At 66.1% G+C, this 22,470-nt stretch carries 23 protein-coding genes; 13 read left to right on the top strand and 10 right to left on the bottom strand.

Features of this window, described 5'->3' with window-relative positions; translation table 11 throughout:
• Positions 1 to 8: 8 nt before the first annotated feature.
• The 6 genes from ACHFFA_RS08355 to ACHFFA_RS08330 form a co-directional block, all read right to left on the bottom strand.
• A complete protein-coding gene (locus ACHFFA_RS08355; protein ID WP_394270390.1) occupies positions 9 to 980 on the bottom strand; it encodes a type II secretion system F family protein in 972 nt (323 codons plus the stop codon).
• A 74-nt stretch (positions 981 to 1,054) separates the two neighbouring features.
• On the bottom strand, positions 1,055 to 2,347 hold the full coding sequence (locus ACHFFA_RS08350; RefSeq protein WP_394270389.1) for a pilus assembly protein CpaE: 1,293 nt from the start codon (positions 2,345 to 2,347) through the stop codon (positions 1,055 to 1,057).
• 3 nt (positions 2,348 to 2,350) lie between these two features.
• Positions 2,351 to 2,998 carry a CpaD family pilus assembly protein gene (locus tag ACHFFA_RS08345; RefSeq protein WP_394270388.1) on the bottom strand — a complete coding sequence of 216 codons (648 nt, stop codon included), beginning with the start codon at positions 2,996 to 2,998 and terminating at the stop codon, positions 2,351 to 2,353.
• Between the two features lie 19 nt (positions 2,999 to 3,017).
• Complete coding sequence (locus ACHFFA_RS08340) at positions 3,018 to 4,556, bottom strand: type II and III secretion system protein family protein (protein ID WP_394270387.1); 1,539 nt, start codon at positions 4,554 to 4,556, stop codon at positions 3,018 to 3,020.
• 39 nt (positions 4,557 to 4,595) lie between these two features.
• Positions 4,596 to 5,702: a Flp pilus assembly protein CpaB gene (gene cpaB, locus ACHFFA_RS08335; protein WP_394270386.1), complete on the bottom strand. Its 1,107-nt coding sequence runs from the start codon at positions 5,700 to 5,702 to the stop codon at positions 4,596 to 4,598.
• A gap of 103 nt (positions 5,703 to 5,805) precedes the next feature.
• Positions 5,806 to 6,510, bottom strand: a complete 705-nt coding sequence (locus ACHFFA_RS08330; RefSeq protein ID WP_394270385.1) for a prepilin peptidase — start codon at positions 6,508 to 6,510, stop codon at positions 5,806 to 5,808.
• A 130-nt stretch (positions 6,511 to 6,640) separates the two neighbouring features.
• On the opposite strand from ACHFFA_RS08330, the gene ACHFFA_RS08325 reads away from it, so the two are divergent.
• Positions 6,641 to 7,591: an alpha/beta fold hydrolase gene (locus ACHFFA_RS08325; protein ID WP_394270384.1), complete on the top strand. Its 951-nt coding sequence runs from the start codon at positions 6,641 to 6,643 to the stop codon at positions 7,589 to 7,591.
• On the top strand, positions 7,588 to 8,682 hold the full coding sequence (locus ACHFFA_RS08320) for an NAD(P)/FAD-dependent oxidoreductase (RefSeq protein ID WP_394270383.1): 1,095 nt from the start codon (positions 7,588 to 7,590) through the stop codon (positions 8,680 to 8,682). Before ACHFFA_RS08325 ends, ACHFFA_RS08320 begins: the two co-directional genes overlap by 4 nt.
• Here the strand turns inward: ACHFFA_RS08320 and rnhA are convergent.
• From rnhA to ispH, 3 genes are read right to left on the bottom strand one after another with little or no spacing between them, the layout of a single operon-like run.
• Positions 8,679 to 9,125 (bottom strand): ribonuclease HI, encoded by a 447-nt coding sequence (gene rnhA, locus ACHFFA_RS08315; protein ID WP_394270382.1) that lies wholly within the window; start codon positions 9,123 to 9,125, stop codon positions 8,679 to 8,681. The genes ACHFFA_RS08320 and rnhA overlap by 4 nt on opposite strands.
• Positions 9,122 to 10,090 carry a homoserine kinase gene (locus ACHFFA_RS08310; RefSeq protein WP_394270381.1) on the bottom strand — a complete coding sequence of 323 codons (969 nt, stop codon included), beginning with the start codon at positions 10,088 to 10,090 and terminating at the stop codon, positions 9,122 to 9,124. Before ACHFFA_RS08310 ends, rnhA begins: the two co-directional genes overlap by 4 nt.
• Position 10,091: 1 nt before the next feature.
• Positions 10,092 to 11,069: a 4-hydroxy-3-methylbut-2-enyl diphosphate reductase gene (gene ispH, locus ACHFFA_RS08305; protein ID WP_394270380.1), complete on the bottom strand. Its 978-nt coding sequence runs from the start codon at positions 11,067 to 11,069 to the stop codon at positions 10,092 to 10,094.
• 93 nt (positions 11,070 to 11,162) lie between these two features.
• Here ispH and ACHFFA_RS08300 point away from each other — a divergent pair, with 93 nt between their 5' ends.
• The 9 genes from ACHFFA_RS08300 to tatC all read left to right on the top strand — a co-directional run bounded on the left by ACHFFA_RS08300 (position 11,163) and on the right by tatC (position 18,469).
• Positions 11,163 to 11,813, top strand: a complete 651-nt coding sequence (locus ACHFFA_RS08300) for a hypothetical protein (RefSeq protein ID WP_394270379.1) — start codon at positions 11,163 to 11,165, stop codon at positions 11,811 to 11,813.
• 69 nt (positions 11,814 to 11,882) lie between these two features.
• On the top strand, positions 11,883 to 13,625 hold the full coding sequence (gene argS / locus ACHFFA_RS08295; protein WP_394270378.1) for an arginine--tRNA ligase: 1,743 nt from the start codon (positions 11,883 to 11,885) through the stop codon (positions 13,623 to 13,625).
• A 2-nt stretch (positions 13,626 to 13,627) separates the two neighbouring features.
• The gene (locus ACHFFA_RS08290) at positions 13,628 to 14,380 is read left to right on the top strand and encodes an SPOR domain-containing protein (protein WP_394270377.1); all 753 of its coding nucleotides are present in this window, start codon (positions 13,628 to 13,630) and stop codon (positions 14,378 to 14,380) included.
• Between the two features lie 72 nt (positions 14,381 to 14,452).
• Positions 14,453 to 15,478, top strand: coding sequence for a beta-N-acetylhexosaminidase (nagZ, locus tag ACHFFA_RS08285; RefSeq protein WP_394270376.1), 1,026 nt, complete (start codon positions 14,453 to 14,455; stop codon positions 15,476 to 15,478).
• Positions 15,475 to 16,275 (top strand): segregation and condensation protein A, encoded by an 801-nt coding sequence (locus ACHFFA_RS08280; protein WP_394270375.1) that lies wholly within the window; start codon positions 15,475 to 15,477, stop codon positions 16,273 to 16,275. Before nagZ ends, ACHFFA_RS08280 begins: the two co-directional genes overlap by 4 nt.
• Positions 16,272 to 16,898 carry an SMC-Scp complex subunit ScpB gene (scpB, locus tag ACHFFA_RS08275; protein WP_394270374.1) on the top strand — a complete coding sequence of 209 codons (627 nt, stop codon included), beginning with the start codon at positions 16,272 to 16,274 and terminating at the stop codon, positions 16,896 to 16,898. The genes ACHFFA_RS08280 and scpB overlap by 4 nt, the downstream gene beginning before the upstream one ends.
• A 39-nt stretch (positions 16,899 to 16,937) precedes the next feature.
• A complete protein-coding gene (locus tag ACHFFA_RS08270) occupies positions 16,938 to 17,243 on the top strand; it encodes a twin-arginine translocase TatA/TatE family subunit (RefSeq protein WP_394270373.1) in 306 nt (101 codons plus the stop codon).
• 29 nt (positions 17,244 to 17,272) lie between these two features.
• The gene (gene tatB, locus ACHFFA_RS08265) at positions 17,273 to 17,647 is read left to right on the top strand and encodes a Sec-independent protein translocase protein TatB (protein WP_394270372.1); all 375 of its coding nucleotides are present in this window, start codon (positions 17,273 to 17,275) and stop codon (positions 17,645 to 17,647) included.
• A 3-nt stretch (positions 17,648 to 17,650) separates the two neighbouring features.
• Entirely contained in the window at positions 17,651 to 18,469 is an 819-nt protein-coding gene (gene tatC, locus ACHFFA_RS08260; RefSeq protein ID WP_394270371.1) for a twin-arginine translocase subunit TatC, read from the top strand.
• On the opposite strand, the gene ACHFFA_RS08255 is transcribed toward tatC, so the two are convergent.
• Positions 18,454 to 20,109, bottom strand: a complete 1,656-nt coding sequence (locus ACHFFA_RS08255) for an amidohydrolase (RefSeq protein ID WP_394270370.1) — start codon at positions 20,107 to 20,109, stop codon at positions 18,454 to 18,456. The two genes, tatC and ACHFFA_RS08255, sit on opposite strands and share 16 nt — an antisense overlap.
• Before the next feature lie 112 nt (positions 20,110 to 20,221).
• Between ACHFFA_RS08255 and ACHFFA_RS08250 the strand changes: the two genes are divergently transcribed.
• Positions 20,222 to 21,475 carry a threonine ammonia-lyase gene (locus ACHFFA_RS08250; protein ID WP_394270369.1) on the top strand — a complete coding sequence of 418 codons (1,254 nt, stop codon included), beginning with the start codon at positions 20,222 to 20,224 and terminating at the stop codon, positions 21,473 to 21,475.
• A 135-nt stretch (positions 21,476 to 21,610) separates the two neighbouring features.
• Positions 21,611 to 22,453: an arginyltransferase gene (locus ACHFFA_RS08245; protein WP_394270368.1), complete on the top strand. Its 843-nt coding sequence runs from the start codon at positions 21,611 to 21,613 to the stop codon at positions 22,451 to 22,453.
• Positions 22,454 to 22,470 lie beyond the last annotated feature (17 nt).

Genomic DNA, 22,470 nt, shown 5'->3' with positions numbered 1-22,470 from the left:
CGTCCCGCTCAGATTTCGAAGCTGACCATCTTGGCCATGATGAAGCCGCCGATACTCATCCACACCAGCCCGCCAAGTCCGATGACGATCAGCCGGTCGTCCTCGAAAAAGCCGCCGACATAGGCCGGGTTGATCCACCAGATGAGGACAAAGACGATGAACGGCAGTGCGCCGACGATGTAGGCCGAGGCTTTCGATTCCGAACTCATGGCCTTGATCTTGAGCTTCATCTGGGCGCGCTTGCGCAGCACGTCGGCGAGGTTGGAAAGCGTCTCGGCCAGGTTGCCGCCGGTTTCCCGCTGGATCGCCAGCGTGATGCAGAAGAAGTTGAATTCCGGAATGCCGAGCCGGTCGGCAGTCACCTGCAGCGCCTCTTCCATCGTCCGGCCGATCTTGATCCGTTCGACGATCATCTTGAATTCCTGGCCGACGGGGCCGGGAATTTCCTGCGCCACCACGCCCAGCGTTTCGGTGACCGGCAAGCCGGAGCGCAATCCGCGGACGAGCAGTTCGATCGCATCGGGGAACCGGGTGTTGAACTGGTTGGTGCGCTTCTTGATCGCCCTTCCAACAAGGAAATGCGGGATGCCCGCACCGGCGAAGATGCCGACCGCCAAGGACAGGGCAAGCGAACCGGTCTTCAGGAACAGCAGCACGGAAATGACCAGCGCGATGCCGAGCGAGCCGTACCCATATTGGCCAAGTGTCCAGCCCTTGCCCGAACGGTCCAGCCGGATGGCCAGCGCTTCCACCCTCGAGCCCGATCCCGCAGTCACCTGCATCTTGGGCTTGCGCGCGGCGATCGCCTTCTTCAGCTGCGATTCGACCTTTGCATCCGTGCTTTCCGAATGACGATAGCGCACCTGCTGCAAACGCCGCTGGCTGGCCTTTCCGGCCCTGCCCCCGCCCAGCATGATGTAGCCGATCGCACCGAGCGCAAGCAGCCCGCCGACGAACAGCAGCATCTGGAGTATGGGCATCGAGAATCTCCCTCGGGTGTGTCGGGATGGGGTGCGAGGAGCGGGGCGGCGCAAATCCGCCCCCCGCCCGCAGCTTACTGGGCTGGCGCGGTTGCCGGTGCCTTGTCCTTCTTGGCCAGCAACGACTTGAAGTCGAACGTGCCGAGCAGCGACTTCTTGTCAGCGCCCTGACCTTCCGGCGCTTCCGCATCTTCGGCGCCGGCCCCGATGACGCGGGTTGCGAGCTGCTGGATCCCGGCTGTCGCCTTGCTTCCGGCATTGGCCGCGACAAAGGTCTGGCCAAGCTTGGCAGCGTTCGAGGCAGCCTTCAGATCGTAGGGGATCGTGATGTCGATCGCCCGTTCGATCGACGCTTCGAAATCGGCCTTGCTGATTTCCGCTGCGCCGGGCTGGACCTTGTTGGCCACCACCAGCGGGGTCGCATGGGCCGCGTTGGCCTTCAGCCACGACAGCGCGCGGATCGTGTCCCGGGCCGAAGCGAGAGTCATTTCAGTCACCAGGGTGACGACGTTGACCTCGTTCAGCAGGTGCGGGAAGTTGATCAGCATGTTGCGCGGCAGGTCAACCACCGTCATCTCGAAAGCGTGACGGAACTCTTCCTGCAATTGCAGGAAAGCCGCGCCATCGGTCATCAGGGGCGTGTTCATCGGCGCTTCGGCCGAAAGGATCGCCAAATTGTCGTTCGCGCGGATCATCGCCCGTTCGATGAACAGGCCATCGATCCGGCTCGGGTTGTCGATCGCATCGATCAGCCCGCGCCCGGGTTCCAGATCGAGAGTCAGCGCCCCGGTGCCGAAATGGACGTCGAGGTCGAGAAGCGCAGTGGGCAGCTTCTTGTTCGCGCTGAAGATCCAGGCAAGCGACGTCGCCAGCGTGGATGCGCCGACGCCCCCGCGCATGCCGACCACTGCGGTCGAGACATGGTGGCGTTGGGTTTCGGTATCGCCGGCCCGGGGCGCCATGAACACGGCCTGCGCCTGGTTGAGCGAATCGCGCAGTACCGATGCCGAGAGCGGCTTCAGCAGATAGTCGTGGATCCCGCTTGCGAGGAGATCGCGATAGAGGCGCACGTCGTTGACCTGACCGATCGCGATCACGACCGTGCCCGGTTCGCAGACCTCGGCAAGAGCGTTGATGTCGTTCAGCGGATCGCCGCTTTCGGACAGGTCGACCATCAGGATGTTCGGACTGGCCGAAACCGACAGCGACTGGACCGCATTGCGCAGCCCGCCCTTGTTGCACTTCTCCGGCTGCCAGCCGAGTTCGATGACCACCGGGCGCAAGACGTCGAGCGCGGTTTCATCACAGATGTAGGCGGCGAACGGATCGCGGTTGCCGGGCATGGTGGTTTTGAGGGATGCGCTCATGACTTAACTGCCTCCTTCGGTGCCGACTTCGGCCAGGCCGCCGGCGCCGGTGGGTTCGCTGTCGCGATAGGCCTTGATCGCTTTGGTCGAGGTGGTGACGGTCGTCTCGCCGGTGCCCCGTTGCCCTTCGACAAGGTCTTCGGGATTGGCGATCATGGCCGCCAGATTGCTGTTCACCGCACAACCGAAATTGGGGTTGGTCGAGTTGTACTCGTTCGCCTCGGCGGTATGCGACCAGTCGGGGCAAGCGGGCACTGATGCAGTCGAACGGGTGAGGACGATGCGGATCTGGCCGGGGGCAACGTAGCCCTCGGTTACCGGCGCGCCATCGCTGACCAGGATGCCATACCGGCCGGCCAGCGCCTCGACGTCTTCGCGCAGTGCGGTGTTGCCATAGCCGCCAGTCTCGATCGCGACCCGGTCGCCATAGCGCAGGTCCATGCTTTCGAACCATCCGACCAGCCGCTGCTGCTCCTCGAGCGGAAGCCCTTCGGCATCGGCGGCGACGTCGAAGGTGTGGTTGGCCCGTTGGACGACCGGCTGCTTGACGCTGTAAAGCGAGCGGTTTTCCATGTTCATGTTACTGCATCCGCCCACGGCGAGGGCGATGGTTGCGGCAAGCGAGGCGGTGGCCACGCGTTTGATGGTCATGCGCATTTGCATCCCCTCCTTATTCGAAGCTGAAGCCGGGCTTGGCAGAGGCGGTCTCGCCTTCGCGGCGGGCGTCCGCCTGCGGCACCGCCGGTGTGGTCGTGGTGGTGGTCGCCACCGTCGGACCGGGTCGCTCGGCGCCCGAGACACCGTCGGATTCGTTGTAGCCGAGGATCCGCTGGCCTTCCGTGGGCTTGAGATAGCCGTCGGTCGGCAGGCGGATGTCGCGGTCGTTGACCGGCTTCACCAGATACGGCGTCACCACGATGACCAGCTCGGTTTCGCCGCGCCGCCAGTTGGTCGAGCGGAACAGATTGCCAAGGATCGGGATATTGCCGAGGCCGGGTGCCTTCTCGATCTGGTTCTGTGCATTGTTGGACAGGAGACCGGCGATCATGAAGCTCTGTCCCGAGCCCAGTTCGACCGTCGTTTCCGCCCGGCGGGTGACAAGGGCAGGAACCTGGAAACCGTTGAGCGTGACGGCGCCCTGGGTCGACAGTTCCGATACCTCGGGGCGGACCCGGATCGAGATGCGACCGTTCGAAAGGACGGTCGGCGAATAGGCAAGGCCGATCCCGTAGTTCTTGTACTCGATGGTCGTGGTGCCCAGACCCTGGCTGACCGGGATCGGGAACTCGCCACCGGCCAGGAATTCCGCCGTCTCGCCCGACAATGCGGTGAGGTTGGGCTGGGCCAGGGTGGTGACGAGGCCATGGGTTTCCGCAAGATCGAGCGCACCGGCGATATCGAGGCCGAGCAACTGTCCGGCGAAACCCAGGGTCGAGCCGAGGCCGCCGCCGGCGATACTGCTTGCGGGGACTTCCTCGATTTCGCCCGTGATCGGGTTCAGGAAACGGTCGACCGTATCGCCCGCCCCGACGCCGAGCGAGCGACCCGGGTTGAACGTAACCGGACTGCGGCCCTGGCCGATCCCGAACTTGAAGCCGCTTGTGCTGTCGATCGACGCGAGATTGACGCCCAGCGAGCGGACCACACTGCGGCTCACCTCGGCGATGCGCACCTGCAGATTGACCTGCAGCGGCGTCGCCATCCTGAGGCGGCTGATGACATTGGTCGATTCGCCGACGAAGGCCTCGACCAGTGCCTGGGCCTCGGCGGCATCCTCAGGCGCGGCGACCGTGCCGGTGAGGAGGACCGTGTTAGTCCCCATCGTGGCCACGTTGATCTTGGCCTCGGGCATGGCAAGGCCGAGCATCTGGTCGATGCTGCCGATATTCGAGCCGACCCGGACATTGGCCGACCAGATGATGTCACCCTGCGCGTTGCTGGCATAGACGGTGGTCTCGCCCCCGGCCTTGCCGAACAGGTACAGCTGGCGCTGCGACTTGATCTGGACGTCGGCAATCTCGTCATTGGCGATGAAGACATCCGCCATCGTGCCGGGCACGTTGACCAGTTCGCCGCGACCGATCGACAGGACGATGTCCTGCTTCGGGCTGACGACCGACTGGGCTGCGACGGGCGCGGTGCCCACCGTGACCAGCGGCGCCAGGGCCAGGCTGGCGAGCAGCAGTTTGGTGTGAATGCGACGGTTCATGGCAATTGCCCCCTGATGGCGTCCAATTGTTTGTCTTGTTCAGTAGATCGAGCCGACGGCCCGGGCCGCGCGCCCAGCCCCCGCCGCCTGGCTGGAGACCATCGAGGAGGCCGAGGCGGAGATACCCGCCGAGCCGACCGATACGTCTTCGGTTGCCTTGCCGCGGGTCACCCGGACGCTCGGGCCGCGGCGTACCGGGGCACTGTCCCCCCGGGGTGCAGCTGCCGCCGGTGCCGGCTGGGCCGCGGGCGCGGCTTCGGCCCGACTGCCCTGGGCTGGCATCGAGCTGCGCTGGAAGCGCGAGACGTCGCCGCCGGTCACGAAGCTTCCGCGGCTGTCATCGGGCCGGGCCATCGCTTCCTTCAGCAGGCGCTCTTCCTCCTGCGGCGAGGCGCCGTCGGGGATCCGGACATTGCCCGCAGCGATGGCGCGTTCCAGTTCGCCCTGGCTGTCGGCAATCGAACGCAGCGTCAGGCTCAGCGTGCCGATGGTCTGGGCCACGGCGATCTTCTCGACGATCGTCGGCGTCGCCTCGAGCGTGACGGTGCTGACTTCCTTGACCTGGGTGACGCCGTCGACCGTTTCCTGCGTCGTCGACTGGTCGGTCGCCAAAACCCGCAGGTTGCGAATGATCGTTTCCGATGCGCGCAGATCGGTCCCGTCGTTGCCGCTGACCGTCTGGGTCAGCACCATGTCGACCCTGTCGCCGGGGAAGACGAAGCCGGCAACGCCGCTTTTGGCGTCGACCGGGACGGTGACGGCACGCATTCCGGGGGACAGCGCGGCGGCGAGGAAGCCGCGATCGCCGGGGCTGACCAGCGAGCCCTGCGTTACCGGTTCGCCAGCGGTGATCGGGTGGCGGACGACGGTGCCGATCAGCTTGCTGATATCGGCCTCGCCATCGAGGAAGTAGGCATCCTTGACCAGCTCGCTCGGCCAGCGCTGATACCCGATGGCATCGGCGGTGATGATCGTTCCTGCGGGGAGCGCGCGCTGTGCCACCAGCACTTTGGGCCCCTGCGGCTCGACCGCGGCGGCGGCCGCTTGCGGGGCGGATGCCCCGGCAAACATGCTCCGGGCAAGCAGGGCGGTTCCGATCGCGATGATCGCGGCACCTACCAGCAGAACCAGCTTCTTCCTGTCCATGGCTATTCTAGCCCCCTTCTTGCCCGCCGGATTCGCATGCGGGTTGCTATGGTTTCGCTCTTCTATCGAGCGATTGGTTAAGATCGCGTTGTTGCTTTTGAAGTCATGCCCCGGCGGCCGGAAGAACCGTGCTGCCGACGATGATCGAAAGGCCCGCCATCGAGATCGCGACGCCGTACGGTACCCGCATCTGCTGACCGTGGCGGCGGATGATCCGGATCGAGGCGAGCGTTACGGCTGCCAGCAGCATGACCGGCAGCAGCGCGATTATCAGCATTGCCATGCCCCCTCCGCTTGCCTGGTCGAGCAGCGCGGGCGGCAGGGTCAGGCGAGGTCCGCCCAGAACTGCGCTCGCAAAATTCGCGGCCACCAGCGTGAAGGCGATCAGCCAGCCGGTATCGCGCAGCGGCCGCGTGCCGGCAGCACGCGAATGCGCGACCGCCCATGCGCCCATCACCAGGGTCAGCACCCAGCCGAGCATGGCGGTGATGACGACGAGGCTGAGGAAATTGGCCGGCGGCATCCACAAGGCCAGCGCGGTCAGCAGCTTGACATCCCCGCCGCCCATCTGGCGCAGCGCGAAGAACAGGCAGCAGACCCCGAAGGTGACTGCCGCGACGGCAAGCTGCAATGCGATGCCCGGCAACGGCGATATCCCGTTCGCCCACCAGAACAGCGGCGCGCCGAGGGCGATGACCAGATTGAGCCGGTTGCTGATCGTGCGGCTCTTCAGATCGGTCGCCGCAGCGACGACCAGCGCGATTGCCAATGCGCCGAGCAGGACGTAGGTAAGTATCTGTTGGTTCATGACGTCGCCGCGAGGCCCCCTTGGGAACCATGGTAGGCAAATATGCTTACCAAAGAGTAACCTCGCCCTCGGGCGGCGCAGGCAGGAGGCTCCAATCGATCCGCTGACCCCTGCCGCCGCTGCAAGCCTTGTGCAGCCGCCGCTCGATCGGCGCGTTATTCCCCCCGCCGCCACGGAAGGCCGCTGGCGCGCGGCCGACGGGCACGCGATCCGGCGAATCGATTGGCCGGGGGCGGGCGCAGCGCCGCGGGGCGCAATTCTGTTCCTTCCCGGACGCGGCGATTTCTACGAAAAGTATCTCGAGACCCTCGAGCAATGGCATCGCGCCGGCTGGCGGGTGACCGCCGCGGACTGGCGAGGCCAGGGCGGGTCCGGCCGTCTCGGAGACGATCCATTCACCGGCCATGTCGACGATTTCGCCCACTGGGTCGCCGATCTCGGCGCATTCTGGCGCGACTGGCGAAGCGCGACGCCGGGTCCGCACGTCATTATCGGCCATTCGATGGGCGGGCATATAGCCCTTCGTGCCGTGATCGAGCGCGCGGTCGATCCCGCTGCGCTCGTACTGGTGGCACCGATGCTGCGCATGGCGGGGCCGGACCTGCCGTTGCCAATGCTGCATGTCGTCGCCCGGATGATGGGCATCGTCGGCAACCCGCGGCGACCGGCCTGGCAGGGTAGCGAGAAGCCGGGCGAGGTGCCCTTGCGGCGTTCCTCCCTTCTGACCCACGATGCCGACCGCTACGAGGACGAGCTATGGTGGCGCAATCACCGTCCGGAGGTCGCCATGGGGCCGGGCAGCTGGGGCTGGGTCGCGCAGGCCTATGCCTCGATCCGCCGGATCGAACGCCCGGGCGCGATGGAGCAGGTCACGATCCCCGTGCTGCTGCTGTCGACCACGCATGACCGGCTGGTGCGGCATGACGCGGTGGAACGGGCAGCCTCGCGATTGCCCAAGGCCGAATTGATCGCTTTCGGTAGCGAGGTGCGGCATGAAATCCTGCGCGAGGTCGATGCCGTGCGCGATCAGGCCATGGCCGGGATTGCCGAATTTTTGGACCGGGCCGCGCCGCACCCATGACCGTCCATGATTTCGCGATCGTTGGCGCCGGTATCGCCGGGGCCAGCTTGGGTGCCGAACTCGCGGAAGGCGGGGCGCGGGTCCTGATCCTCGAAGCGGAAGACATGCCGGGCTATCATGCCACCGGCCGTTCCGCGGCATTCTGGGAAGAGTGCTATGGCGGGCCCCAAATCGTTCCGCTGACGCTCGCCTCGGGCGATTATCTGCGCGACGGCGGGTTCCTGACCCCGCGCGGCGCTCTCTACATCGGGCGCGAGGAGGATACGGGCCTCCTCGATGCTTTCGAAGAGCGCTTCGGACCGACCGGAGCAGCGTTCGAACGGCTTGGCCGCAGTGCGCTCGGCGCACGGTTGCCGGGGCTGCGACCCCAATGGAGCGCGGCGATCTGGGAGCCGGGCTGCGCCGATATCGACGTTGCCGCGCTGCATCAGCATTACCTTGCCCGGGCTGCCAAGGCCGGGGCGAGGCTGGTATGCCGCGCGCGCGTGACGCAGGCAAAGCGACGGTCGGGCGGCTGGACCCTTAACGCCCAGGAGACACGCTTCGCTGCATCCACGCTTGTCAATGCGGCGGGCGCCTGGGCCGACGAGCTGGCTGGTCTTGCCGGTGCACAGCCTCTGGGCATCGCGCCCTTGCGCCGCACGGTCGTCCAATTGCGGCTTGCGCAGCCGCCGCCTGCCGATCTGCCCCTGGCGCTCGACATTGGCGGGCGGTTCTACTTCAAGCCCGAGGCGGGACGATTGTGGTTGAGCCCGCACGACGAGACCCCCAGCCAGCCCTGCGATGCGGCGCCCGAGGAGCTCGCCGTGGCACAGGCGATTGCGCGCCTGGAAACCGTAGTCGACTGGGGAATCGCGGGCGTCGAGCGCCGTTGGGCGGGCCTCCGCAGCTTCGCTCCCGACCGGCTGCCGGTGTATGGCCCCGATCCCGCGACCGAAGGATTTGCATGGTTCGCAGGGCAGGGCGGATACGGCATCCAGACTTCGCCGGCAGCCGCCCGGCTCGCCGCTCAAGTCCTGCTTGGGCGCGGCCCGGATGCGATGACCGCGCGGCTCGATCCGGCGCTCTACAGCCCGGCCAGGTTTCGCTAGACGCGCATTCCGGCGATCGATTCGGCAGCATCGCTGGCCAGTTTGTCGACCCGGTCGTTCTCGGGGTGGCCCGAATGTCCGCGGACCCAATGCCAGGTAATCTCGTGGCGGGCGCAAGCCTCGATCAGTTCATGCCACAGTTCAGCATTGCGCACCGGCTTCTTGCTCGCGTTGACCCAGCCACGCCGTTTCCAGCCGTCGACCCATTTCGTTATCCCGTCGATCAGATAGCGGCTGTCGGTATAGAGATCGACGCGGCAGGGTTCGATCAACGCACCCAACCCGCGAATCGCGGCGGTCAGTTCCATCCGGTTGTTGGTCGTTTCCGGCGCGCTACCCGATAGTTCCTTCTCGTGCGGACCCATGCGCAGCAGGACGCCCCAACCGCCGGGGCCGGGATTGCCCTTGCAGGCGCCATCAGTGAATATCTCGACATTCTTCATGCGAAGATCGCGTTGCCTTGGCTTTCGTAGAATTGCCAGCGTCTCGCATAGTCCAGCGGGTCCTTGCGCAGGATTTCATGGCTTCCGGCCTGCTCGAACCAGTCCTCTACCCGGCTGGCGACGAAACGCAGGCACGCGCCTTGGGCCAGCAGCGGCAGGGCCGATCGTTCGGCGGGCAAGAGGTCGCGCACGCTGCCATAGCCTTCGATCAGCGCCCGCCCGATATCCTCGCGATAGGCGCCGGTCCGGCGGTCGAAAGCCCACGCGGAATGGGTGACGGCAAGATCGTATGCCATCTGGTCGGTGCATGCGAAATAGAAGTCGATCACCCCGGTCACACTGTCGCCCACCATGAGGACGTTGTCGGGAAAAAGGTCTGCATGAATGACTGAAACCGGCAGGTTCTGGGGCCAGCGTTCGGCAAGATCGGCCGCCTTGCTGGTGAATGCGGGAAGGGCGGGGTCGATCGCACGCAACCGCGCCGGCCCGATTGCGGCGAGCATCGCGGCGCAGGCGGGCGGACTGAGGGCATTGCCCCGCGCGGCGTGGTAGCTTGCCCCGGCCAGATGGATCCGTGCCAGGACCGCGCCGGCGGCATGGGCTTGGCGGGGGGTGGGCCAGGCTGGCGAGATGCCCGAACGATATTCGATCAGGGCCACCGCCTTGTCGCCCACCATCCGGAAGGGGGCCCCCGCAGGATCGTGAAGGGGCCGTGGTACCGGTAGTCCTGCCGCGGCGAGATGATCGAGCAAGCCGAGGAAAAAAGGCAGGTCCCCACGGTCGATCCGCCGTTCGTACATCGTCAGGACGAACCGTGCCGAGCGGGGCGATCCGGCAGTCTCGATCAGCCAGTTGCTGTTGGAAATACCCTCGGCGATACCCTTGGCTGAAACCAGCCTGCCCACATCCCAGCCATCGACGATCGCGCCCAGCTCGTGCGCGGCAAGATCGGTATAGACCGCCACCCTACTCGAGCAGTTGGCGAGGCAGCTTGAAAACGATGCTTTCTTCCGCGGTCGTGATCGTGCGTTCCTCGATCCGGCGCCATTGCGAAAGGCAGGCGATCACCTCGCGCACGAGCGCCTCGGGCGCGGATGCACCCGCCGTGAGCCCGAGCGTGCCGATCCCGTCGAGCCATGCCGGGTCGATTTCGGAAGCGCGCTGGATCAGCCGCGCGGATGCGCCCATCCTTTCGGCGACTTCGACCAGTCGGACGGAGTTCGACGAATTGGGCGCCCCGATGACCAGCACCAGATCGGCACCCGAAGCAATCTCGCGCACTGCCGCCTGGCGATTGCTGGTGGCATAGCAGATGTCTTCGGCCTTGGGCCCGACGATCTGCGGATACCGCGCCTCCAGCGCCTCGACGATCGCGCGGGTATCGTCCACCGAAAGCGTGGTCTGCGAAAGATAGGCCAGATCGTCCGCGGCAGTGAACGGCAGACGTTCGACATCTTCCAGAGTCTCCACCAGGGTAATGCGATCGGGGGGCACCTGCCCCATCGTGCCGATGACCTCCGGGTGGCCTTCGTGCCCGATGAAAAGGATATGACGATCCTTCTCGATCTGGCGTTCGGCCTGGCGATGGACCTTGCTGACCAGCGGGCAGGTCGCATCGAGATAGGTCATCGCCCGGCGCTGCGCTTCGGCGGGGACGGTCTTGGGAACGCCGTGGGCACTGAAGACGACCGGCGCATCGCTCGGCACCTCGTCCAGCTCCTCGACGAAGATCGCACCTTTCTGCCGCAATTCTTCGACGACGTACTTGTTATGCACGATCTCATGGCGGACATAGACCGGTGCCCCGTATTTCTGGATCGCGCGCTCGACGATCTCGATCGCGCGGTCGACACCGGCGCAGAAGCCGCGCGGGGCGGCAATCAGCACTTCGAGCGGGGGGCGCGCATCATCTTCGGGCAGGTCGGTGCGAAAGGGGGCGTTCATATGCCTCCCCCTAGCGCTTTGCCGCGCGCCAAGCTAGGGCACGCGCGCTCCCCGGCGGAGCATGCAGACGAACTTTCAAGGATTGCCGCCGCCATGACCATGCGCTTTCGCCTGATGACCGCCCTCGGATTGGGGCTCGCGCTTGCCGGGTGCAACACCGCAGGTGAACTGGTGGTGGATCAGGGTGTCGGCATCACGGCGGTGCGCACTGCCTGCCCCGCGGTAGGCATTCCCGATTATACCGGCGACATCACGCTGTTTACCTCGCCCACTTCGCGCACTTTTGCCGACCTCGATCTGACGGCGGCGATCACCAACCTGCGTTCGACCTGCAACGAAAGCGGCGAGCGGGTCTATAGCGAGGCGACATTCGACGTGGTCGCACGGCGGCAGAACACTTCTGGCGCGCGAACGGTGGAACTGCCGTATTTCTCGACCGTCCTGCGCGGCGGCAGCGCCGTAGTGACCAAGCGCGTCGGAACGGTCCGATTGACCTTTGCGGACGGACAGGAGCGGGCCCGGGCGAGCGCGAAGGCAGGGGCGTTCGTCAACCGTGCCGATGCGACATTGCCCGAAGACATTCGCCGCAAGATCACCCGTGAGCGCAAGGCCGGTGACGCCGATGCCGCGCTCGACCCGCTGGCCGATCCCGAAGTCCGTGCGGCGATCCAGCGCGCGACCTTCGAGCTTCTGGTGGGGTTCCAGCTGAGCGAAGAGCAGCTGCGCTACAACGCCACGCGCTGACACGCGGACGCCGCCGCGCGCGGCGCGCGGTTACTTGCGCTTTCGCGTCAGTCGTCTAGGCGCGCGCGCATGTCCGACGACACCCAGACCCTCTACGCCGGCTTTGCCGCGACGATCGACGCTGTTCTCGATGCCCTGGAGCTGGAAGGCGACCTGCCGCCGGGCTCTGACCGCACGGCTGTGACGATCGAACCGCCGCGCGATCCCGCGCATGGCGACCTCGCGACCAACGCCGCGATGGTCCTCGCCAAGCAGGCCAAGACCAATCCGCGTGCGCTGGCGGAACGGATCGTCGCCCATCTCGAACACCGCCCCGACGTGACCGAGGCGACGATCGCCGGGCCGGGCTTCATCAATCTTCGGCTTGCGGATCACGTCTGGCAGCGGGAATTGCGCGCCATCGCCGCGCTGGGCGCCGGTTATGGCCGGTCGCAGGCGGGCCGGGGCCAGCGGGTCAACATCGAATACGTCTCGGCCAACCCGACCGGACCGATGCACATGGGCCACTGCCGCGGGGCGGTGGTGGGCGATGCGCTTGCCGCCCTGCTGGAGTTCGTCGGCCACGAGGTGACGCGCGAATATTACGTCAACGATGCAGGCGGACAGGTCGATGTCCTCGCCCGCTCGGTCCATCTGCGGTATCGCGAGGCGCTGGGGCAAAGTATCAGAGACATTCCGGCGGGGCTCTATCCCGGTGATTATCTGGTGCCCGTGGGGCAGGCGCTGGCCAATGAGTTCGGCGATCGATTCGCCCATGCGCCCGATAGCGAATGGCTTCCCGAGTTCCGGGCGCGGTCGGTTTCGGCGATGATGGAGATGATCCGCGCCGACCTCGCCCTCTTGGGGATCGAGCATGACGTTTTCGCATCCGAGGCCGAATTGCAGGCTGCGGGCAAGCCCGAGGCGGCCGAGGCATGGCTGCGCGAGCATGGCTTCGTGTATGATGGCGTCCTCGAAGCGCCCAAGGGCAAGGCCCCGCCCGAAGACTGGGAGCCGGTCGAGCTGCCGCTGTTTCGTTCCACCCGGTTCGGCGACGATCAGGACCGCCCGATCCGCAAATCCGATGGCAGCTGGACCTATTTCGGCGCCGATCTGGCCTATCATATGCAGAAGGCGGAAGGCGCCGATGCGCTGATCGACATCTGGGGCGCGGACCATTCGGGCACGGTCAAGCGGATCAAGGCCGCGGTCGCCGCGCTGTCCGAAGGGCAGGGCAGCCCGATCCCGTTCGATGTCAAGCTGGTGCAGATGGTCAACCTGCTGCGCAATGGCGAGCCGGTGAAGATGTCCAAGCGTTCGGGCACATTCGTGACCCTTGCCGAGGTCGTCGAGGAGGTAGGCAAGGACGTCGTCCGCTTCACCATGCTGACCCGCAAGCCCGAAGCGCAGATGGAGTTCGACTTCGCCAAGGTGGTCGAGGCCAGCCGCGACAATCCGGTATTCTATCTCCAGTATGCCCATGCCCGGATCAGTTCGACCATGCGCAAGGCCGGCGTCGAACCATCGGCCGACCATCTCGATCGTCTTGGAGCGGACGAGCTGCATCTGGTTCGCGAAGCCGCGCAGTTCCCGCGGGTGGTCGATGCCGCCGCCAAGGCGCGCGAGCCGCACCGCATCGCCTTCTTCCTCGGCGATCTCGCCGCGGCCTTTCACAGTTTCTGGAATGCCGGTAATGACGATCCGGCAAAGCGGATCATCCAGGAGGGCGACCCCGAGTTGACCAGCGCACGCTTGTTCGCGGTCGCTCAGGTGGCGCAGGTGATCCGCAACGGTCTCGGCATCCTCGGTGTCGAAGCGGTGGAGGAGATGTAAGGATGGCGCGCAGCCCCTATGCCGACGACAGCGATTGGGACAGCCGCGGCGATCCCGATCTGATCGGGACCGAACGGCTCCCCTGGCTCGAAACGGACGACGACCGCGATTACGAGCCGGGCCTTCCCACGGGACGGCTGGTGACCATGGGGCTGGTTGCTCTTGCCGTGCTGGTAGCACTCGTCGGTGCGATCTGGTGGCTTTCGGGGCGCACCGCGGGCGAACCGCCGGCCGATGGCAGCATCATCGCGGCGCCCGAAGAGCCATACAAGACCCGCCCCGCCGAAAAGGGCGGCAAGACCTTTGCCGGAACTGGCGACACAAGCTTTGCCGTGGGTGAGGGGCAGGTTCGCGAAGGGCGGCTTGCCGAACGTGCGCCGGCGCCTGCCATCGCCACGGACATTGCCGATGCTGAACCCCCCGCCACTCCCGCCCAGCGGACTTCGGAAAGGGCCGAGGCGGCGCCAGCACAACCTGTTGCTACAGCAAGCGAGGCGGCTCCTGCGCCGGCGCCTGCGGCCAGTGGCACCGCGGTACAGGTCGGCGCTTTCCCCGATCGGGCTGCGGCCGAGGATGCCTGGCAACGACTGACGCGCCAGACAGAGGCGCTCGCCGGGGTGCGTCACCGGGTTGTCGAGGCTCGGGTCGATATCGGCCGGGTCTACCGTCTGCAGGCGCTGGCCGGTGATCGCGCTTCGGCCCGGCGTTTGTGCGATGCGCTCAAGGCCGATGGGCTGGCCTGCTTCATCAAGTAGGCAGCGCGGCGATCCACAAGCTCGGCGGGCGGTTGGCTTGCAACGGCGACGCGAACCTGCGATTCCGGGCGGATGACGCCTGCCATCTTCGGTATCGCCGGCCCGGTCCTGTCGGATGACGAGCGGACGTTCTTTCGTGATGCCGATCCGGCCGGCTACATCCTTTTCGCCCGGAATTGCGAGACCCGCGAACAGCTTCGCCGCCTGACCGACGACCTGCGCTCGCTTCACGGACGCGACCGCCTGATCGTATCGATCGATCAGGAAGGCGGGCGGGTGGCGCGCATGAAGCCCCCCGAATGGCCGCGGTTTCCCGCGGGCGAAGCCTTTGCGCAGCTTTACGATCTTGCCCCCGCCTCTGCGATCGAGGCGGCGCTGGTCAATGCCGAGGCGCTGGCGCGCGAACTGGCGGATTGCGGCATTACGGTGAATTTCCACGCCCCCCTCGACGTTCGCCGGCCGGAAACCGACGATGTGATCGGGGACCGCGCGCTGGGGGGATCGCCGATGCAGGTCGCGGCGCTTGGCCGCGCCATACTCGAAGGCCATGCGCGAGCCGACGTCGTGGGATGCCTGAAGCACATTCCCGGGCACGGGCGGGCGACCTGCGATTCGCACAAGGTGCTGCCCCGCGTGAATGCCAGCGAAGCGGAACTCGAAGACGATATCGCTCCGTTCCGGACGCTGGCCGCGCACCCCCTGGGCATGAGCGCGCATATCGTATTCGAGGCGTGGGACAACGAGCGACCGGCAACCCTCTCGCCGGTCGTCATCGAAGACATCGTTCGCGGGCGGATCGGATTCGACGGGCTGCTGCTGACCGACGATATCGACATGCAGGCGCTCGACGGGACAATCCCTGAGCGGGCCGAGCGCGCGCTTGCGGCCGGCTGCGACGTGGTCCTCAATTGCTGGGCCCGGCTCGATGACATGCTGGGGATCGCCACGCGGTGCCCGGACCTGGATGAGGCGGGGCAGGCACGGCTTGAGCGGGTTCATGCAGCCATGGGCAATGCTTCGAATGGCGGCGCCTCGACCGCCGCACTCATCGCCAAGCGTGACGCTCTTCTCGGCCTGGCGATATCGAGCGAGGCATGAGCGAAGGCACCCTCCTTGCCGATCTGTTCGACGACGATAGGGATGATTGGCGCGGTATTGCCGCGCCTTCTGCCGATGACGGGGCGCTCTATCTCGAACTCGACGGGTGGGAAGGGCCGCTCGACCTGCTGCTCGACCTGGCGCGGCGGCAGAAGGTCGATCTTCGCGAAATCTCCATCCTCGCTTTGGTCGAGCAATATCTCGACTATATCGAACGCGCCGATGCACTGAAGCTCGAGCTGGCGGCCGATTACCTGGTGATGGCGGCCTGGCTCGCCTATCTCAAATCGGCCCTGCTGCTGCCGAGGGACGTACAGGAACATCCGGGACCCGAGGAACTGGCCCTGCGCCTCCAATTGCGGTTGCAACGCCTGGGCGCGATGCGCGAGGCGGCGGCGCGGCTGATGGGCGGCGACCGGATCGGGCGCGACGTGTTCCTGCGCGGCGCGCCGGAAGGTCTGCACATTGACCGGCGGACCTTGTGGCAATCCGATCAATACGCGCTGATCGAGGCATACGGGCGGGTCAAGGCGCGCACCGCACCCGCGGTCCACATGGTCCGCGAACGTCCGGTCATGACGCTCGAATCGGCGCTGGAGCGGGTTTCGCACATGCTCGGCGTGAATTTGGAATGGCTCGAGTTGCGGGATTTTCTGCCCCCTCATGCCGATCCTCGCCTGCGCCGATCAGCACTCGCCTCGAGCTTCGTCGCGGCGCTGGAACTGGCGCGTTTGGGAAGGGCCGAACTTGCGCAGGAGGATGCCTTCGGTCCCTTGCGGCTGCGGCGCATTGCGTGACCCACCGGCCGGGGGAACTGGTGCGCGCGGTCGAGGCGGCCTTGTTCGCGGCGCATGAACCGCTGTCGCTCGATGGCTTGGCCGACGTGCTCGGGAATGCGCCCAAAGCCGAACTGGCCGCAGCGCTCGGCGAACTGGAAACGCACTATGCGGAGCGCGGCGTGCATCTGGTCGAGCGCGGCAAGCGCTGGCATTTCGAGACCGCGAGCGATCTGGCGCACCTGCTGCGCCGAGAGCGCGAACAGCCCCGCCGGCTGTCGCGGGCGGCGACCGAAGTGCTGGCCATCGTCGCCTATCACGAACCGGTCAGCCGGGCAGAGATCGAATCCATCCGGGGGGTGCAGACCAGCCCCGGGACGCTCGATGTGCTGATGGAGGCGGGCTGGGTCCGGATTGCGGGGCGGCGCGAGGTTCCGGGGAGGCCGACGATCTATGCGACGACGCCTGCGTTCCTCGACCACTTCGGCCTCGCCAGCCGGCGTGACCTGCCCGGCCTGGCCGAATTGCGCGCTGCCGGACTGCTCGACCCGGTCGACGATGCCTTCGAGGCCCTGACCGGCGACGCAAACGACACCGACCACGCTGGCAATCCCCCGGTGGAGCGTCTAGATAGGAGTTCGTAAGACAGGATTGCGCCGCTTGCCTGCGGCTTGGAGAAGATCATGGGTTCCTTTTCGATCTGGCACTGGCTGATCGTGCTCGTCATTGTGCTGGTATTGTTCGGGCGCGGCCGGGTGGCCGACATCATGGGCGAATTCGGCAAGGGCATCAAAAGCTTCAAGCACGGGATGGACGAGGCGGACAAGCCGGCGCCGCGGATCGAGGGCCCGGCCCCCGATGTCGCGCGGACCGAACCGCCCGCGACCGCGCCCGCCACATCGGCTGCTGCCACGCCGACTGCCGCCACCTCCGCTGCAGCCACTCACGTCGAACCCCAGCCCGCCCCCCGCAGCGACAGCCAGGGTTGACCTCCGCCCTCCGCCAACCGGATTGATCCATGTTTGACATCGGCGCGAGCGAACTGCTGGTCATAGCGGTCGTGGCGATCGTCGTGATCGGGCCGAAGGACATGCCGATGGCCTTGCGTGCTGCCGGACGCTGGATCGGCAAGCTGCGGCGCATGTCGAACCACGTCCGCTCGGGCATCGACGAGATGGTCCGCCAAGCCGAAATGGAGGACATGGAAAAGAAGTGGGCCGCCCGCAATGCGGAAATCATGGCCCGCTATCCCACCGGCAGCGAACCTGAGGGCGGCGCAGCGCCAAAGCCGGACGGGGCGCCGGAAAATCTCCTGCCCCCCGCCGCCGGCTCGGCAGAATCGCGTGCGACGAGCCCTGCAGACGCCGGAAACAGCGGGCAGGACCGGGACTGAACCATGGCCTTCAAGATCCGCGACATCGACGATAGCGAGGCACCGCTGCTCGATCACCTGATCGAGCTGCGCGCGCGGCTGGTCCGCAGCCTGCTGGCCCTGCTGGCGGGGTTCGGCATCTGCCTCTATTTTGCCGATGCGCTGCTGGGGTTTCTGGTTCAGCCGCTCAAGGATTCCTTTCCGCAGGGCGAGGGCCAGCTGATCTTTACCAAGCTGTACGAGGTCTTCTTCGTCGAGCTGAAGGTCGCCCTTTTCGGCGGGTTCTGCCTGAGCTTTCCGTTCATTGCGAACCAGTTATGGGCCTTTATCGCACCCGGCCTGTACGCGCGGGAGAAGAAGGCGTTTCTGCCTTTTCTTCTGGCGACGCCGATCCTGTTCACGGCCGGCGCGGCGCTGGCCTATTATCTCGTCATGCCCACCGCCTTTGCCTGGATGCTGAGTTTCCAGGGCGAGGCGGGCGGGCTCGACATTCTCGCCTTGCCCAGCGCGTCTGATTATCTCGGGCTGGTCATGCAGTTCATCCTGGCCTTCGGGTTCAGTTTCCTGCTTCCCGTCCTGCTGTTGCTGCTGCACCGCGCAGGGATCGTCAGCCATGCGCAGCTCAGCAAGGCGCGGCGGTACGTGATCGTGCTGGTCTTCGTCATCGCGGCGATCATCACCCCGCCGGATCCCGGTTCCCAGATCCTGCTGGCCGTGCCGTTGCTGATGCTGTTCGAGGCGGCGATGCTGATCATGAAGATCAGCGAGAAGCGCCGCCCGGCGGCATCCGATCCGGGCGACGATACCGCCGCCGCCGCCGAGGACGCTCAGTCCGCGGTATAGACCTTGCGTCCGCCGACCCAGGTCTGCAGCACCCGCGTCGCGCGGATTTGCTCGGGCGTTGCCAACAGGGGATCCCGGTCGACCAGCACGAAATCGGCGCGCTCGCCCTCGGCCAGCCTGCCGAAGCGGCCTTCGGCGAACCCTGCGTAGGCCGCATCGGCGGTAAACGCGGCAAGCGCCTGCTCGCGGCTTACGCGCTCTTCGGGCCTCCATCCGCCGAACGGTTGCCCGGCCGCATCGGTGCGGCTGATCGCCGCGGCGATCCCGGCAAAGGGATCGGGGGATTCCACCGGCGCATCGGATCCGAATGCCAGCCGCGCAGAGGTGCGGGCGATCGAATTCCAGGCATAGGCGCCCGTCAGCCGGTCGGGTCCCAGCCGTGCTTCGGCCATCAGCCGGTCGGAGGTCTGATGGACCGGCTGCATGCTGGCGATGATGCCGTGCTGCCCGAACTTGGCCAGATCGACCGGATCGACGATCTGGGCATGTTCCACCCGCCAGCGCAGGTCTTGCGGATAGCTTTCGGCAATTTCGGCAATGGCATCGAGTATTTCGGCATCCGCGGCATCGCCGATGGCATGGACCGCAGGCTGGAAACCTCCTTGCGCCGCCCGCACCAGAATGTTGCGCAATTGTGCCGGGGCGAGGAGCGGCAACCCGGTATTGCCCGGATCGTCGGCATAAGGACGTTTCAGCCAAGCGCCGCGGCTGCCGAGCGCACCGTCCAGATACAGCTTGACTCCGTTCATCCGCAGCTTGTCGTCATACAGCCATGGCGTCGGCCCGCTACCGCCGATCAGCACCATCTGGTCGGGGCCGGCGGCATAGGACATGATCCGCAAGGTCAACGCGCCGCGATCGCCCGCGCGGCGAAAGGCCTGCCAGTCCTCGATCGTGGTGCCCATGTCGGCCACCGCCGTGATGCCGAGCGCATGAAGCCGCTTCTGCGCCTCTTGCAGGGCAAGATCGCGATCGGCCGGACGCGGTGCGGGGATGGCCTCTTGCATCAGGTTTTCCGCGGCATCGACAAAGATGCCCGAGGGTTCCTGCGAACCGGGCAGCCGTTCGACCCGCCCGCCGGCCGGAGCCTTGGTCTTGGCGGTGATCCCGGCGGCCTTCAGCGCAAGGGTATTGGCCCAGCCGGCATGACCGTCGACCCGCTGGAGGTAGACGGGCCGATCGGCAACCGCGCGGTCAAGTTCGGCTGCCGTCGGGAAACGGCCCAGACCCCAGGTTTCCTGATTCCAGCCCCGGCCGAGGATCCACGGACGCGATTCGTTTTCCTGCGCGAACCTGCGGATCTTCTCCAAGGCCTCGTCGAGCGATTTCGTGTCCGACAGGTCCAGCGTGAGTGCGCCGAGCCCCAGGCCCATGACATGGAGATGCGCGTCGATGAGGCCGGGAAGCATGACGCGGCCCTTGCCATCCTCGCGATAGTCGGTCCGCGGGCGGGTATCGCCGCGCCGAAGAACCCTTTCGATGCGGCCGTCATCACCGATGACCAGTGCGTCGAACTGCTCAATCTCGCCGTCGTCGCCGACGGTGATGCCCTGAACGTTATCGACCAGCGTATCGGCCAGCGCGGGGCTGGCGGAGATCAGGGCGAGAGCGGAAAGGGCGGCGGCAAGCTGGTTCTTCATCGATCGGGCGACCCCTGGAATTTCGTATCGAGCAGCGGATAAGGCAATGCGCGAAAGGGCGAAAGCCTTTCCGCAATTGCACCGCGGGCGGGCCGGGCCTAGGCCGGGGCACATGAACCAGCCCCCGGCGCAAAGCCTCACAGCCCCGGCCCGTGACCTCCTGACGATTGCGGACGTGCGGGCGGCGGCGCAGCGGATCGAGGGCGCGGTGGTGCGAACCCCGCTTCTGCACTCGATCACCCTGTCCGAGATTGCCGGGGCGGATATCTGGCTGAAGTTCGAGAACCAGCAATTTACCGCGGCATACAAGGAGCGCGGGGCGCTCAACGCCCTGCTATTGATGCCCGAGGCGCAGCGCAGCCGGGGTGTCATTGCCGCCTCGGCCGGCAATCATTCGCAGGGCCTGTCCTATCACGGGCGGCGTCTGGGCGTCCCGGTGACCATCGTGATGCCCCGCACGACCCCCAGCGTCAAAGTGATGCAGACCGAAAGCGTCGGCGGCCAGGTAGTCCTGTTCGGCGAGACATTCGATGAGGCCTATGCCCATGCCCGCGTGCTCGAGCAGGAGCGGCAGCTGACGTTCGTTCATCCCTTCGACGATCCCGCGGTTGCCGCCGGGCAGGGGACGGTCGCGCTCGAGATGCTCGACGTGAAGAGCGATTTCGATTGCCTGGTCGTCCCGATCGGCGGCGGCGGGCTGATGAGCGGCATGGCGACCGTGGCCAGCGCGATCAACCCCGCGATCGAGATGATCGGCGTGCAGGCGGCGCTCTATCCTTCGATGTATTCCGCGCTGACCGGGGAAACCCGCGCCTGCGGCGGCGATACGCTGGCGGAAGGCATCGCGGTCAAGGCGCCTGGCGCGTTTACCTCGCAGATCATCGCCGCGCTGGTCGGAGAGATCCTACTGGTCGACGAGCCCGCTCTCGAACACGCGGTGGCCCTGCTGTTGCAGATCGAGAAGACCGTCGTCGAAGGGGCGGGCGCGGCCGGACTGGCGGCAGTCCTGTCGAACCGCGAGCGCTTTGCCGGCAAGAGCGTGGGGCTGGTGCTGTGCGGCGGCAATATCGATACCCGCCTTCTTGCGACAGTGCTGCTGCGCGATCTTGCACGTTCGGGCCGGCTGGCGCGCCTGCGCCTCTCGCTTCGGGATCGCCCCGGTGCACTGTTCCACGTGATGCGCGAATTCGAGGCGCACAACGTCAATATCGTCGAGATTCACCATCAGCGCATCTTCACCAGCCAGCCGGCCAAGGCGCTGATTACCGAGTTCGAATGCGAGGCGCAGGACCGCGCGCAGATCGAGGCGCTGATCGCGGCGCTGAGCTCCAAGGGCTATCAGGTCGAACTCGCCAAACCCGACTGACGATAGCGGGCTTGACCGTCCGTCTGGCCTGGCCTGCATTTTGATGGTTAAGAGACTTTTAACACCTTCCCGGGTGAGCCATATAAGCGTCACGAGAACAGCCGTTTTCTCCTGACGCGAAAGGACGCCAGCCCCGTGACGGCCCCGATCCGATTCCCTCGCTTCTTCGTCACCAGTCCGTCGGCCTGCCCCTATCTGCCAGGCAAGTTCGAGCGCAAGGTGTTCACCGAACTGCGCGGCCAGAATGCGGACGAACTGAACGAGGCGCTGGGCAGGATCGGTTTTCGCCGCAGCCAGACGGTTGCCTATCGCCCCTCCTGCCTCGACTGCCAGGCATGTGTTTCGGTGCGGGTGGCGGCGACCGAATTCGTGCCGTCGACCAGCCAGAAACGCACGCTGAGGGCCAATCGCGATATCGAGGTGAGCGAGTGCCGCCCCTGGGCGACCGACGAGCAGTTCCAGCTGCTGCGCCGTTATCTCGCCTCGCGGCATCCGGGCGGCGGAATGGCGGAAATGGACGAATCCGATTTCGCCGACATGGTCGAGCATACGCCGGTGTCGAGCCACGTCGTTGAGTATCGCGAACCGTCGCGAGGTGGCGGGCCGGGACGGCTTGTCGGAGCTTGCCTGACCGATGTCCAAGGCGACGGTCTGTCGATGATCTACAGCTTCTACGATCCCGACCTCCAGGATCGGGGAGGGTTCGGCAATTTCATCATCCTCGACCATATCCGCCGCGCGGCAGCCGAAGGCCTGCCTTACGTCTATCTCGGCTATTGGGTCGAAGGGTCGCAGCGGATGCAGTACAAGGTCCGCTTCCGGCCGCTCGACCGTCTGACGCGGGCAGGGTGGGAGCGGATGCCCGAGGACGAACAGCGGCGACTGATCGCAGAAGCCACCCGCCCGCGGGTGCAGGATGCGGAAGAAAAACTGCCGTCGAAGGACGGCCTGCCGCTGGATTACCGGCTGGCGCATTAAGCGCCAAGCGGCATCGG

Source organism: Qipengyuania sp. (assembly GCF_043423005.1).
Classification (GTDB): domain Bacteria; phylum Pseudomonadota; class Alphaproteobacteria; order Sphingomonadales; family Sphingomonadaceae; genus Qipengyuania.
Note: the sequence above shows the minus strand (reverse complement) of the source record. Positions and strands in the feature narration are given on the sequence as shown.

Bases quoted from the DNA above. Each gene is read 5' to 3' on its own strand.
- ACHFFA_RS08355 (WP_394270390.1), bottom strand. From the start codon at position 980: ATGCCCATACTCCAGATGCTGCTGTTCGTCGGCGGGCTGCTTGCGCTC.
- ACHFFA_RS08350 (WP_394270389.1), bottom strand. From the start codon at position 2,347: ATGAGCGCATCCCTCAAAACCACCATGCCCGGCAACCGCGATCCGTTC.
- ACHFFA_RS08345 (WP_394270388.1), bottom strand. From the start codon at position 2,998: ATGACCATCAAACGCGTGGCCACCGCCTCGCTTGCCGCAACCATCGCC.
- ACHFFA_RS08340 (WP_394270387.1), bottom strand. From the start codon at position 4,556: ATGAACCGTCGCATTCACACCAAACTGCTGCTCGCCAGCCTGGCCCTG.
- cpaB (WP_394270386.1), bottom strand. From the start codon at position 5,702: ATGGACAGGAAGAAGCTGGTTCTGCTGGTAGGTGCCGCGATCATCGCG.
- ACHFFA_RS08330 (WP_394270385.1), bottom strand. From the start codon at position 6,510: ATGAACCAACAGATACTTACCTACGTCCTGCTCGGCGCATTGGCAATC.
- ACHFFA_RS08320 (WP_394270383.1), top strand. From the start codon at position 7,588: ATGACCGTCCATGATTTCGCGATCGTTGGCGCCGGTATCGCCGGGGCC.
- rnhA (WP_394270382.1), bottom strand. From the start codon at position 9,125: ATGAAGAATGTCGAGATATTCACTGATGGCGCCTGCAAGGGCAATCCC.
- ispH (WP_394270380.1), bottom strand. From the start codon at position 11,069: ATGAACGCCCCCTTTCGCACCGACCTGCCCGAAGATGATGCGCGCCCC.
- ACHFFA_RS08300 (WP_394270379.1), top strand. From the start codon at position 11,163: ATGACCATGCGCTTTCGCCTGATGACCGCCCTCGGATTGGGGCTCGCG.
- argS (WP_394270378.1), top strand. From the start codon at position 11,883: ATGTCCGACGACACCCAGACCCTCTACGCCGGCTTTGCCGCGACGATC.
- ACHFFA_RS08290 (WP_394270377.1), top strand. From the start codon at position 13,628: ATGGCGCGCAGCCCCTATGCCGACGACAGCGATTGGGACAGCCGCGGC.
- nagZ (WP_394270376.1), top strand. From the start codon at position 14,453: ATGACGCCTGCCATCTTCGGTATCGCCGGCCCGGTCCTGTCGGATGAC.
- ACHFFA_RS08280 (WP_394270375.1), top strand. From the start codon at position 15,475: ATGAGCGAAGGCACCCTCCTTGCCGATCTGTTCGACGACGATAGGGAT.
- ACHFFA_RS08270 (WP_394270373.1), top strand. From the start codon at position 16,938: ATGGGTTCCTTTTCGATCTGGCACTGGCTGATCGTGCTCGTCATTGTG.
- tatB (WP_394270372.1), top strand. From the start codon at position 17,273: ATGTTTGACATCGGCGCGAGCGAACTGCTGGTCATAGCGGTCGTGGCG.
- tatC (WP_394270371.1), top strand. From the start codon at position 17,651: ATGGCCTTCAAGATCCGCGACATCGACGATAGCGAGGCACCGCTGCTC.
- ACHFFA_RS08255 (WP_394270370.1), bottom strand. From the start codon at position 20,109: ATGAAGAACCAGCTTGCCGCCGCCCTTTCCGCTCTCGCCCTGATCTCC.
- ACHFFA_RS08250 (WP_394270369.1), top strand. From the start codon at position 20,222: ATGAACCAGCCCCCGGCGCAAAGCCTCACAGCCCCGGCCCGTGACCTC.